Here is a 12,058-nt window from a genome sequence, read left to right on the forward strand (position 1 = left end):
GCCTTAGAGGCGGTTGTCAGGCCGGCGAGTCGGCGGCATGATGCGAGCAATTCTCATTTCAAGCATCGATTGCGTCAAGAAAAAGAACAGTCAGGCACATTGTCGCGAGGGCCCCGCCTTTCGCCTCTCGACCGTGGAATTGCGGGCTATGGCATGCCGCCGGTCGGACCGGCGTCAACCGAGCCTAAAGATGAAGGGCGAAGTCCGTCACAATGTGCCAATATCCGACCATGGCCACGCGTGAACGTTTGCCGCCCTGGCATGAACGCCAGCGTCTTCCCAACGGACGCGAAGTATTGATTCGTCCGGTGCGTCCGGAAGATGCCGAGCCCTTGCGAGCGGGCTTTACTCTGCTGCAACCCGATGAGGTGCGGCAGCGATTCCTCTACGCGCTGAAAGAACTCACGCCGGAAATGGCCGAGCGCTTCACTCGGATCGATCCGCGCACCGAGTTCGCCCTGGTCGCGGCCGAACCCTTGCCTCCCGGCGAAGCCCTGGTCGGCGCGGTCGCCCGCGTCGCCATCGACGAACGCAGCCATGACGCCGAGTTCGCGATCCTGGTCAGCCGCTACATCGCCAACATGGGCCTAGGCCGCTATCTGATGACGCGCCTGGTCAAATGGGCGCGCGGCAAGAAGGTGCATCGCCTGTACGGCGAGGTGTTCGAGCACAACACCCCGATGCTGTCGCTGGCGCAGTCGCTCGGCTTCGAGCGCGAGTTCCAGCAGGATTCCCCGGGCTTGATCCGGGTGGTGCTGGATCTACGTTCGAAAGCCGCACGCGCGGCCGAGCAGCAGGCCGCCGACCGCAAGATCGGCGACAACCCGACCGACGACAGCAACGAGCCCTGAGCACCCAAGGGCTGTCCAACGACACCGCCGGTGCCATCGCCCGGCGCGCCGCCTCCTCGTGCCGGTGATCGTCCACGCCCGTCGCGATCGATCCGTTCGCCGCCCCGCCCCTGATCGCACCCCGGACTGAGCCAACGGCCAGAAACGGCACAGCACTCGATAGCGGCAACCGCAGCGACGCCTGCGGCCGATCGCGTTGTCCGGCCGATCATCCACTCGGTTGACGCAACCCGCGCAGCGACGCCGATCACGCAGAAAAACAAGCTCGCACAGATCGCCTGCGCAAAGCGCGCAGCCGCCCGCCCGGCACGCGCGGCCGATCCACTAAACTAGCCGACTCCATGAAATCATCTCTCTCTCCCGTGTCCCTGCTGCCCAAGATCGGCCAGCAGCGCGCCTGGTGGCGTGCGCCGGCCTCGCCTTCCGCCCTGGCCTGGGCGATCGCCCGCGCCGCCGCCGAACACGACGGCCCCCTGCTTGCGATCGCACGCGACAACCACGGCGCGCACCAGCTCGAATCCGATCTGCGCACCCTGCTCGGCCGCGACGGCGCCAGCGACGGCGCTATGCCGGTGCTGCCGTTCCCGGACTGGGAAACCCTGCCCTACGATCTGTTCAGCCCGCACCCGGACATCGTCTCGCAACGTCTGGCGGCCTTGCATCGCCTGCCGACGCTCAAGCGCGGCATCGTCGTGGTGCCGGTGCAGACCTTGCTGCAGCGCCTCGCGCCGCTGCGCCACGTGGTCGGCGGCAGCTTCGACGTCGCGGTCGGCCAACGCCTCGACCTGGACGCGGAAAAACGCCGGCTCGAATCGGCCGGCTACCGGCACGTGCCGCAAGTGCTGGACCCGGGCGACTTCGCCGTGCGCGGCGGCCTGCTCGACGTCTATCCGATGGGCGCCGACTCGCCGTTCCGGGTCGAGTTGCTCGACGACGAGATCGAGACCATCCGCGCCTTCGATCCCGAGTCGCAGCGCTCGCTCGACAAGATCGATGCGGTGCGGCTGTTGCCGGGCCGCGAAGTGCCGCTCGACGATGCTTCGCTCAAGCGCGCGCTCGACGCGCTGCGCGAGCGTTTCGACCTCGACACCCGGCGCAGCGCGCTCTATCAGGACTTGAAGTCGGGCATCGCGCCGTCGGGCATCGAGTACTACCTGCCGCTGTTCTTCGAGCAGACCGCGACTCTGTTCGACTACCTCGACGAACGCATGCTGCCGGTGATCGCCGACGGCGCGCTCGACGCCGCCGACGCGTTCTGGGCCCAGACCGGCGAGCGCTACGAGCAGCGCCGGCACGATCTCGAACGCCCGCTGCTGCCGCCCGACACGCTGTACCTGACCCCGGTCGGCCTGCGCGAAAAGCTCAACGAAGGCGCGCGCATCGAGTTGTGCGGCGAACAGCATCCGCAACGCGCCAAGGCGCTCGCGCTCGGCGACCAGCCGGCGCCGACCCTGCCGGTCGCGGCGCGCGACGCCGCCCCGGCCGAAGCGCTGAAGTCGTTCCTGAGCAGTTATCCCGGACGCGTGCTGATCGCCTCCGACACCGCCGGCCGCCGCGAGGCCTTGCTCGAAGTGTTGCAGGCCGCAGGCCTGAAGCCGGACGTGGTCGCCGACTGGAACGCGTTCGCGAACGGCGCCTCGCCGAGCCGCTTCGCCATCGCGGTGGCGCCGTTCGACGATGGCTTCGCCGTGGTCGAGCCGCCGCTGGCGATCCTGACCGAACGCCAGCTGTTTCCCGAACGCGCCGCGCAGCCGCGCCGGCGCAAGCGGGTCGGCCGCGAACCCGAAGCGATCATCCGCGACCTCGGCGAGTTGTCCGAAGGCGCGCCGATCGTGCACGAGGATCACGGCGTCGGCCGTTACCGCGGCCTGATCGTGCTCGAGGCCGGCGGCCAGCCGGGCGAATACCTCGAAATCGAATACGCCAAGGGCGACCGGTTGTACGTGCCGGTCGCGCAGTTGCATCTGATCAGCCGCTATTCCGGTGCTTCAGTCGAAACCGCGCCGCTGCACTCGCTCGGCGGCGAGCAATGGACCAAGGCCAAGCGCAAGGCCGCCGAGAAAGTCCGCGACGTCGCCGCCGAACTGCTGGAAATCCAGGCCAAGCGCCAGGCCCGCGCCGGCCTCGCGCTGGATGTCGACCGCTCGATGTACGAGCCGTTCGCGGCCGGGTTCCCGTTCGAGGAAACCCCCGACCAGCACTCGGCCATCGAGGCGGTGATCCGCGACCTCAGCAGCAGCCAGCCGATGGACCGCGTGGTCTGCGGCGACGTCGGCTTCGGCAAGACCGAAGTCGCGGTGCGCGCGGCCTTCGTCGCCGCGACCGCCGGCAAGCAGGTCGCGGTGCTGGTGCCGACCACCCTGCTCGCCGAGCAGCACTACCGCACCATGCGCGACCGCTTCGCCGACTGGCCGTTGAAGGTCGAAGTGCTGTCGCGTTTCAAGAGCACCAAGGAAATCAAGGCCGAGTTGGAAAAGGTCAGCGAGGGCAAGATCGACGTCGTGGTCGGCACCCATCGCCTGCTGCAGCCGGACGTGCGCTTCAAGGACCTCGGCGTGGTCATCGTCGACGAAGAGCAGCGTTTCGGCGTGCGCCAGAAGGAGGCGCTGAAGGCGCTGCGCGCCAACGTGCATCTGCTGACCCTGACTGCCACGCCGATCCCGCGCACCCTCAACATGGCCATGGCCGGGCTGCGCGATCTGAGCATCATCGCGACCCCGCCGGCGCATCGCCTGGCGGTGCAGACCTTCGTCGTGCCCTGGGACGACATGCAGCTGCGCGAGGCCTTCCAGCGCGAGCTCGCGCGCGGCGGCCAGGTGTATTTCCTGCACAACGACGTCGAGAGCATCGGCCGCATGAAGCGCCAGCTCGAAGAGCTGGTGCCGGAGGCGCGCATCGGCGTCGCCCACGGCCAGATGGCCGAACGCGAACTCGAAAGCGTGATGCTCGACTTCCACAAGCAGCGCTTCAACGTCCTGCTGTGCACGACCATCATCGAATCGGGCATCGACATCCCGAACGCCAACACCATCATCATGAACCGCGCCGACAAGTTCGGCCTGGCGCAGTTGCACCAGTTGCGCGGCCGGGTCGGCCGTTCGCACCACCGCGCCTACGCCTATCTGGTGATTCCGGACAAGCGCTCGATCACGCCCGATGCGCAAAAGCGCCTGGAAGCGATCGCCTCGATGGACGAACTCGGCGCCGGCTTCACCCTGGCCACCCACGACCTGGAAATCCGCGGCGCCGGCGAGTTGCTCGGCGAGGACCAGAGCGGGCAGATGGCCGAGGTCGGCTTCAGCCTGTACACCGAGCTGCTAGAACGCGCGGTGCGCTCGATCCGCCAGGGCAAGCTGCCCGACGTCGACTCGACCGACGCGCGCGGCGCCGAAGTCGAGCTGCACATCCCCGCGCTGATCCCGGACGACTACCTGCCCGACGTGCACACCCGCCTGACCCTGTACAAGCGCGTCAGCGGCGCGCGCGGCGACGAGGAACTGCGCGAGTTGCAGGTCGAGATGATCGACCGCTTCGGCCTGCTGCCGGATGCGGCCAAGCATCTGTTCGCGGTCGCCGAACTCAAGCTGATCGCCACCGAGCTCGGCATCCGCAAACTCGACCTCGGCGAAAAGGGCGGCCGGGTGCAGTTCGTCGAGCGCCCGAACGTCGACCCGATGTCGATCATCAAGCTGATCCAGGGCCAGCCGAAGCTGTACCAGATGGACGGCCCCGACAAACTCAAACTCAAGCTGGACCTGCCGGACGCGCCGGCGCGCCTGGCGGCGGCGAAGGGCTTGCTGATGCTGCTCGACAAGAAGCACTGAGCGGGCGTTGCCTGGAAGATGGCTCTCCGCCGTTTTTGGGAGAGCCGCAAGCTTTGGCCTTAGCTCTTCCAAGCAAACGTAGCGAGAACATTTCCAGCGCCCAATCCACGCCAGTACAAAAGACACTCCCGCGATACCCGCGCACCTCTTAGGCTGCGCCTATCGCCCCGGCCCGAGCGTCTCATGTCTCGTCTAACCTACTGGCTCGCCCCGCTCCTGCTCGTCCTCGCCACCCCAGCCGCTGCGGCACCGCCGCTGAAGACGCAACTGACCCAGCGCAGCGTGCTCAACCTCGCCGCAGCCAAGCGGATCGCCGCCGCGGCCGAGGACAAGGCGCGCGCCGACGGCCTTAACGTCGCCATCGCGATCGTCGACGAGGCCGGCCGCCTGCTGCATTTCCAGCGCATGGACGGCAGCCCGAACTCCAGCGTCGAGGTCGCCATCGGCAAGGCCGTGCATGCGGCCAACTATCGCCGCGACACCGCGTTCCATCAGAAACTGCTCGGCGACGGCAACCTGGTCGTGCTCGGTCTGCCCGGCATCACTCCGATCGAAGGCGGCGTACGCTTGCTGCTCGGCGATCAGGTCATCGGCGGCATCGGCGTGTCCGGCGCGCAAGCGGCGCAGGACGGCGTGGTCGCCCAGGCCGGCGCCGACCTGCTCCACGATTGAATCCCAGCGAGGACACGCCATGCGTTCGATCACCTGCACCGCCGCCCTCGCCCTGAGCCTTGCGCTTGGCGGCTGCGCCACCCGTCCGGCCGAACCGGAAACGCTGCTCACCTACGTGATCGTGCGCCATGCCGAAAAGAGCGCGGACGACCCGCGCGACCCCTCGCTCAGCGAAGCCGGACAGGCGCGCGCCGAACGTCTCGCCACCTCGCTGGCCAAGGCACCGATGCGCGCGGTCTATGCCACCGAGTACCGCCGCACCCAGCAGACCGGCGAGCCGACCGCGCGCGCGCACGGGCTCACGATGACCCGCTACGACGCCAAGCAGGCCGCGGCCGAGTTCGCCTCGGCCCTGCGCCGCGATCATCGCGACGGCACGGTCCTGGTAGTCGGCCACAGCAATACCGCACCCGCGATCGCCGCCGCCTTGTGCGCCTGCGAAGTCGCGCCGATGCCCGAAACCGAATTCGACCGCCGCATGGTCGTGCGTATCGACGCACAAGGACGAACGAGCTTCGAGCAAACCCAGGATCGGTGACGCCGCTCGCTTGGGCGCCCGCCCGCGGCGGCCTAGACTGCATCGACCGCGGTTCCGCCGGACCGCCCTGTGATTCGACGGAGTCGCCGATGCGTCCCTTGCTCCCTGCCGCCCCGCTTGCCGCCGCGCTGTTGAGCGGCGCGCTCGCCCTGACCGCCTGCGCCCATGCCGGCCAGAACGCCGGCTCATCGAAGACCGCAACGCCTGGCCAGGCCTTCAGCCTGGCGCGAGGCGAGTCGGCCAGCCTGCCCGACCGTTCGCAGCTGCGCTTCGTCGCGATCAGCGCCGACTCGCGTTGCCCGCCGAAGGTGCAATGCGTCTGGGCCGGCGATGCCGTGCTGGAGTTCGAGTGGACCGGCGCCGACGGGGCGAAGTCGGCGCTGAGCTTCAACACCGTCAGCGATGCGGGTAAAAACGCCGGTGGCTGGCGCATCGAAGTACAAGGCCTGGATTTCGCCGAGCCGCCGAATGCGACGCTCAAGGTCGACGCCGAATAACCGCGAAGCGCGCTGAGGCGAGCGCGATTCCCAGCCTCTTTCGTGCAACACCGAGTTTCAGCACCGTGCGTCTGATTGCATAAAAGACATGCGAACCTGCCGGCTTAGACCTGCAGGAGTCCGTGCCATGACCAAGATCGTTGCCCCGCGCGTACACGACCTGGGCGGGTTCGAAGTCCGCCGCGCCGTGCCGAGCATCCAGGCGCGGTCGGTCGGCCCCTTCGTGTTCGTCGATCACATCGGCCCGGCCGTGTTCGAGCCCGGCCAAGGCATCGACGTGCGCCCCCATCCGCATATCGGCCTGGCCACGGTGACCTTCCTGTGGGCCGGTTCGATCGGCCACCGCGACACCCTCGGCAGCATCCAGGACATCAACCCCGGCGACGTCAACTGGATGACCGCCGGCCGCGGCATCGCCCACTCCGAACGCACCCCGCAGGCGCCGCGCGCCAGTGGCCACCCGCTGCACGGCATGCAGACCTGGGTCGCGCTGCCGCGCTCGTTCGAGGAGACCGCACCGGCTTTCCATCACCATCCGGCCGCGACCCTGCCGCAGCAGCGCCGCGACGGCGCCTGGCTGCGCATCGTCGCCGGGCGCGGCTTCGGCGAGGAGTCGCCGGTGCGGGTGTTCGCCGACACCCTCTACGTCGCCATCGACCTAGACCCCGGCGCCGAGCTCGACATCGAGGACAGCCACGCCGAGCGCGCGCTGTACCTGCTCGAAGGCGAGGCCCAGCTCGACGGCGCCGACCTGCCGGCGCGGCACCTGGTCGTGCTCGACCCGGGCAGCCGCCCGCGCCTGCGCGCCAAGACCCCGCTCAAGGCCATGTTGCTGGGCGGCGAACCGCTGGATGGGCCGCGCCACCTGTGGTGGAATTTCGTCTCAAGTTCGCGTGAGCGGATCGAGCAAGCCAAGCTGGACTGGGCCGAGGGACGATTCGGCGAGATCCCCGGCGAGCACGAATTTATTCCTCTACCTGAACGATGACGTAACGTTTGTCAACGCCTCCGAAGTGGACTATGGTCACAGGGCTGAAAGGCTCCAGCACCGTTTTGACCTAATCGGGTTCCAGGGGGACGATCGTGAAGTCAAGGGTAAAGAGCCAGCACGCATTGCCGTGGCTGGCGTTGGTGTTCGTCGTGTGTGCGTCTGCGCAAGAACCCGCCGCTCCAGGCGCCTGTCCGTTTCTACCGGCCGATTCGGGCCTGCACTGGGAACACCGTGCCGGCGCCGATTCCGACTTTTGTCGCGCACTGCGTGCCGACCAGTCGGAAGCCTTCGGCCTCTACATAGCCTCCAAGTCGCCGTTCGAGCCCAAGCGCAGCGATCGCGCCGAAGCCAGCACGATCGACGGCAAGGCCATGCATTGGTACCGCGGCGAACTCGCCGGCAAGCCCAACATCCAAGTGCGCGAGACCTTGCTCGATATCGGCAACGGCAAGCATGCGCATATCTGGATGCAGGCGACGTCGCCCGAGCAACTGCGGGAGGTCATCGGCCAGACCGAGGGTCTGCGATTTCCCTCGACGCGACTGAGCAGCACTAAGTAGGAACACGTCGCGGGGTCTGTCTACGAACCGATTTGACTGCGGTCGCGGTTTGCTGGCCCCGCGACTGTTTTGTGATGGGTTGCGCATTTTTGAGTTGTCAGCCAGCATGAGAATCGGCCTGGCTGAATGGGGTCGTGGCGTATCGTTCCCTGGCTGAACAGGGCGTTCGTCCGACCCTGGGCCGCGTGCAAGCCCATAACTCAAAAGGAAGACGATCATGATCAAGCGACTCGGTGCGGAGTTCATCGGTACGTTCTGGCTGGTGCTCGGCGGTTGCGGCAGCGCCGTGCTCGCAGCGAATTTCGGCGGCGACGGCAATCCGCTCGGCATCGGCCTGCTCGGCGTCTCGCTGGCGTTCGGCCTGACCGTGCTGACCGGCGCCTACGCCCTCGGCCATATTTCCGGTGGCCACTTCAATCCGGCGGTGAGCTTCGGCCTGTGGGCCGGCGGCCGTTTCGCGGCCAAGGACCTGATCCCCTACATCGTCGCGCAGGTGCTCGGCGGCCTGCTCGCCGGCTTCATCCTGTGGCAGATCGCCAGCGGCAGCCCCAACTTCGTCCACGACCCGAACGCGGCCGGCACCTTCGCCAGCAACGGCTTCGACCTGATGTCGCCGGGCGGATATTCGATGCACGCCGCCCTGCTGACCGAAGTGATCATGACGGCGATGTTCCTGATCATCATCCTCGGCGCCACCCACAAGAACGCACCGGCCGGCTTCGCGCCGATCGCGATCGGCCTGGGCCTGACCCTGATCCACCTGATCAGCATCCCGGTCACCAACACCTCGGTGAACCCGGCGCGTTCGACCGGCGTGGCCTTGTTCGCCGGCAGCGCCGCGATCAGCCAGCTGTGGCTGTTCTGGGTCGCGCCGATCGTCGGCGGCTTGCTCGGCGGCGCGGTGTATCGCTGGCTCGGCAAGGACTGAGTCGCCCGCTCATGCTGTAACAAAAAGCCGCGTCGAAAGACGCGGCTTTTTTTCGACGCAATCGCTCGTGGCTACGGTCAGCGTGCGACTTTCTGATTCACCGCCTGCTCGGCGACGTCGATCGCGAGCTGCTGCAGTTGCGCGGCCAGGCGGGTATTGCCGACACCGTCGGCGGCTTCGAGCATCTGATACACCGCCTGCAACTGCTTGATGCCGCGCGGCGGCACCTTCTTGAGTTTGCCGCCGACGATGACGAAGCCGCCTGCGCCGGCGGCGACGCCGGCCGATACGAAGGTGGCGACGATGGTGAACTGCTTGGGATCGATTCTGGTGGCCATGACTGAGCTCCTTGTCCGACGCGCGCCGCGGCTTTGGGCGGCGACGCGCGTGTCTTCGCCCGTCGCCGCGGGCTTGCAGCGATGATGCGTTGCGTTGACAGATAACGCGTACGCCGCCGCGCTGCGGCCAGTTCAATCCTGATACATCGCGCCGTTGCGGCGTATTTCGCCGGCGCCGACGCCTGTCCGGCCGCGCGAAGCGAAAGGTCGCGCTCGCGCGCGGCCCTTCGATCCGCTGCGACGATGCGCCGCCGTCAGAACTTGCCTTCCTGGAAATCGACGAAGGCCTGCATCACTTCCTGCTTGGTGTTCATCACGAACGGGCCGTAGCGCGCGACCGGCTCGCGCAGCGGACGCCCGGCCACCACGATCAGGCGGCTACCGCGGCCGGCATCGCGCAACTTGAGCACGCGGCCCCCGGACAGCACCGCCAGCTCCTGCGCATCGATCCCGCGCGCATCCTCGCCGTCACCGACGGCGATGCCGCCTTCGTAGACATAAGCGAAGGCATTGTGGCCTTCGGGCAGTTCGTACTCCCACTGCGCATGGGCATCGAGGGCGATATCGAGATACACCGGATCGGTCGCGGGTTGCGCGATCGGGCCGCTGACCTCGCCGACGCGGCCGGCGATCAGCTTGACCTCGACGCCCTCCGCGGGACGCAGTTGCACGATGCGATCCGGCGCGAACTCCTGGTACTTGGGCTCGGTCATCTTCTCGCGCGCCGGCAGGTTCACCCACAGCTGGAACCCGCGCATGCGCCCGGCCTCCTGCTCCGGCATTTCCGAATGCACCAGGCCGCGGCCGGCGGTCATCCACTGCACGCTGCCGGGCACGAGCACGCCTTCGTTGCCGTGGTTGTCGCGGTGGCGCATGCGCCCGTCGAGCATGTAGGTGACGGTCTCGAAACCGCGATGAGGATGTTCCGGAAAACCGGCGAGGTAGTCCTCGGGTCGGTCGGTGCCGAATTCGTCGAGCAGCAGGAACGGATCCAGCTCGGGCAGCTGAGGGCCGCCTATGACCCGGGTCAGGCGGACGCCGGCGCCGTCGGAAGTCGCCTGGCCGCGCAATTTGCGGCCGACGCGGGCGTAATCGGTGTGGGTGGCGGTGGCCATGATGCTTCTCCAAACGGAACGCCGTATCGGCGATGGGCGTTAGGATGACACCGCAAACATGGAACAATACTGATTAAATTGCAAACATCAGTTACAAAATTAGAACAATATTGAACGAAGACCCAGGGTAGGAGCGGCGTCCTGCTGGATTTCCTTCGGTCACAAGTCGCGACCAAGGGACGCGCAGAAACACCAACGCCGATGTTGCTCATCGAAGCGGCGTGCCGTCGCAGGGTAGGAGTGGCGCCAGCCGCGACCGCGCTGCGACGTTCTTGCGGCGTTTCTCTCAAGCAAGATCAAGATCTAGATCTAGATCTTGATCTAGATCAAACGCCAAAAGCTTCCGCCACTAAAGCGGCGGGTTACTTTCTTTTGTCATAAGCAACAAAAGAAAGGTAACCAAAGAAAAATGCTTTTCCTTTGAATCACAGGCCCGCACGAGCGGTGCTTCCGCGGGGCTTTTTCATACGGGACATCCCTGTCCCGATGAAAAACGGCCCGCATCCCTGCGGGCCGCCCTCCGGGTCTTCTATTGCCTTCGCTAGTGCGAAGCGACGCACAGCTAAGCGAAAGACATGGCTGCAGCCGCAGCCGCAGCCGCAGCCGCAAACAGCTGACACACGTGCGACGCCATGATCCTTGTAGGAGCGACGTGAGTCGCGACCACGCGACCACCGGAATGCTGCGCCGTTACCGTCATGACGCGGTCGCGGCTCGCGCCGCTCCTACCCCAAAGGCAGCCCTGCGGCTGCCCTGCGACTGCCATGCCATGCCGTTGCCGTTGCCGTTGCCGTTGCCGTTGCCGTAAAGAGCTTGGCGCAGCACCTAGCTCGCGAGAACACCTGGAGACCCGGAGGGCGGCGCACAGGACGTGCGCCGTTTTTCGATAAGACAGGGACGTCTTATCGAAAAATCCCGGCGACAGCACCGCACTCGTGGCCTGTGCCCTTGCAAGGAGAGCCCTCTCTTTGGTTACCTTTCTTTTGGGCTTAGCAAAAGAAAGTAACCCGGCCGCGTCAGCGGACGGAAGCTTAAGATGTTGATGTTGTTTCAACGCTCTGCGGTGAGAAGCGCCGCAGCCGGACACAGCGTGGCCGCGGCTCGCGCCGCTCCTACCCCGGATCTGCGGCTCAGCGCCGGATGCGCGAGTACACGAACACCGTCGCCGGCGGCACGTTGCGCAGCACGAAGTCGCCGCGGCGCACCTGCAGCGACAGCGCGCGGGCGACGGCATCGGCGACCGGCGCGGCCGGGCCGTAGGTGAACTGCACGAATACGCCGCCTTCCTTCAGGCAGGCGAACGCGGCCTTGAGAATGTCGCGCTGCAGCGGGTGCGGCATGGTCAACAGGCCGAGCCCGGACACGATCGCATCGGCCGGTCCCTTTTCGAGATAGCCGTGCCCGCGCGCGAGCTGCGGCAGCTCGCGCGCATCGCCCAGCAGCACCGGCACGCGCGGGAAGCGCAGGTGCAGATGCGCGTGCAGCTCTTCGTTGAGCTCCAGCACCAGCAGGTCTTCGTCGCGAATGCCGGCCTCGAGCAAGGCGCGGGTGATCGCGCCGGTGCCGCCGCCGAGCTCGATCACGCGGGTAACGTCGTCGGGCAGCTCGGCGATCATCGCCGCGGCCAGTTCGGCGCTGGACGGCGCCACCGCGGCGACGCGCAGCGGGTTCTTGAGCCACTGGCGGAAAAACGTCCAGGCTCCGACTTTGCGATGCGGCTTCATGGCTGGAACTCCACAGCGGA

Annotated in this window: 11 protein-coding genes; 8 read left to right on the forward strand and 3 right to left on the reverse strand. The window is 66.9% G+C overall.

Annotation, left to right across the window (positions count from 1 at the left end):
- Positions 1–230: 230 nt before the first annotated feature.
- From GLA29479_RS17130 to aqpZ, 8 genes are all read left to right on the forward strand, one after another.
- Positions 231–851 (forward strand): GNAT family N-acetyltransferase, encoded by a 621-nt coding sequence (locus GLA29479_RS17130; RefSeq protein ID WP_082638769.1) that lies wholly within the window; start codon positions 231–233, stop codon positions 849–851.
- Between the two features lie 341 nt (positions 852–1,192).
- Positions 1,193–4,675, forward strand: a complete 3,483-nt coding sequence (gene mfd, locus GLA29479_RS17135; protein ID WP_057972316.1) for a transcription-repair coupling factor — start codon at positions 1,193–1,195, stop codon at positions 4,673–4,675.
- A gap of 183 nt (positions 4,676–4,858) precedes the next feature.
- A complete protein-coding gene (locus GLA29479_RS17140; RefSeq protein ID WP_057918662.1) occupies positions 4,859–5,347 on the forward strand; it encodes a GlcG/HbpS family heme-binding protein in 489 nt (162 codons plus the stop codon).
- Positions 5,348–5,366: 19 nt separating this feature from the next.
- Complete coding sequence (locus tag GLA29479_RS17145; RefSeq protein WP_057972317.1) at positions 5,367–5,885, forward strand: SixA phosphatase family protein; 519 nt, start codon at positions 5,367–5,369, stop codon at positions 5,883–5,885.
- Between the two features lie 89 nt (positions 5,886–5,974).
- Positions 5,975–6,382, forward strand: coding sequence for a hypothetical protein (locus GLA29479_RS17150; RefSeq protein WP_057972318.1), 408 nt, complete (start codon positions 5,975–5,977; stop codon positions 6,380–6,382).
- Positions 6,383–6,509: 127 nt separating this feature from the next.
- Positions 6,510–7,370 (forward strand): pirin family protein, encoded by an 861-nt coding sequence (locus GLA29479_RS17155; RefSeq protein ID WP_057918665.1) that lies wholly within the window; start codon positions 6,510–6,512, stop codon positions 7,368–7,370.
- Positions 7,371–7,465: 95 nt separating this feature from the next.
- Positions 7,466–7,933, forward strand: a complete 468-nt coding sequence (locus GLA29479_RS17160; RefSeq protein ID WP_144436587.1) for a hypothetical protein — start codon at positions 7,466–7,468, stop codon at positions 7,931–7,933.
- Positions 7,934–8,150: 217 nt separating this feature from the next.
- Positions 8,151–8,861, forward strand: coding sequence for an aquaporin Z (gene aqpZ, locus GLA29479_RS17165; protein WP_057918667.1), 711 nt, complete (start codon positions 8,151–8,153; stop codon positions 8,859–8,861).
- Positions 8,862–8,938: 77 nt separating this feature from the next.
- Here the strand turns inward: aqpZ and GLA29479_RS17170 are convergent, their stop codons facing one another.
- The 3 genes from GLA29479_RS17170 to GLA29479_RS17180 form a co-directional block, all read right to left on the reverse strand.
- Complete coding sequence (locus GLA29479_RS17170; protein WP_057918668.1) at positions 8,939–9,199, reverse strand: hypothetical protein; 261 nt, start codon at positions 9,197–9,199, stop codon at positions 8,939–8,941.
- 254 nt (positions 9,200–9,453) lie between these two features.
- Positions 9,454–10,314 (reverse strand): pirin family protein, encoded by an 861-nt coding sequence (locus GLA29479_RS17175; protein ID WP_057918669.1) that lies wholly within the window; start codon positions 10,312–10,314, stop codon positions 9,454–9,456.
- A gap of 1,130 nt (positions 10,315–11,444) precedes the next feature.
- A complete protein-coding gene (locus GLA29479_RS17180) occupies positions 11,445–12,038 on the reverse strand; it encodes a class I SAM-dependent methyltransferase (RefSeq protein ID WP_057972319.1) in 594 nt (197 codons plus the stop codon).
- Positions 12,039–12,058 lie beyond the last annotated feature (20 nt).

It is taken from the genome of Lysobacter antibioticus (genome assembly GCF_001442535.1).
GTDB classification, from domain to species: domain Bacteria; phylum Pseudomonadota; class Gammaproteobacteria; order Xanthomonadales; family Xanthomonadaceae; genus Lysobacter; species Lysobacter antibioticus.

Excerpts from the sequence above, each read along its gene's own strand:
- mfd (WP_057972316.1), top strand. The coding sequence starts at position 1,193 with ATGAAATCATCTCTCTCTCCCGTGTCCCTGCTGCCCAAGATCGGCCAG.
- GLA29479_RS17180 (WP_057972319.1), bottom strand. The coding sequence starts at position 12,038 with ATGAAGCCGCATCGCAAAGTCGGAGCCTGGACGTTTTTCCGCCAGTGG.
- GLA29479_RS17130 (WP_082638769.1), top strand. The coding sequence starts at position 231 with ATGGCCACGCGTGAACGTTTGCCGCCCTGGCATGAACGCCAGCGTCTT.
- GLA29479_RS17145 (WP_057972317.1), top strand. The coding sequence starts at position 5,367 with ATGCGTTCGATCACCTGCACCGCCGCCCTCGCCCTGAGCCTTGCGCTT.
- GLA29479_RS17140 (WP_057918662.1), top strand. The coding sequence starts at position 4,859 with ATGTCTCGTCTAACCTACTGGCTCGCCCCGCTCCTGCTCGTCCTCGCC.
- GLA29479_RS17150 (WP_057972318.1), top strand. The coding sequence starts at position 5,975 with ATGCGTCCCTTGCTCCCTGCCGCCCCGCTTGCCGCCGCGCTGTTGAGC.
- GLA29479_RS17175 (WP_057918669.1), bottom strand. The coding sequence starts at position 10,314 with ATGGCCACCGCCACCCACACCGATTACGCCCGCGTCGGCCGCAAATTG.
- GLA29479_RS17155 (WP_057918665.1), top strand. The coding sequence starts at position 6,510 with ATGACCAAGATCGTTGCCCCGCGCGTACACGACCTGGGCGGGTTCGAA.
- GLA29479_RS17170 (WP_057918668.1), bottom strand. The coding sequence starts at position 9,199 with ATGGCCACCAGAATCGATCCCAAGCAGTTCACCATCGTCGCCACCTTC.
- aqpZ (WP_057918667.1), top strand. The coding sequence starts at position 8,151 with ATGATCAAGCGACTCGGTGCGGAGTTCATCGGTACGTTCTGGCTGGTG.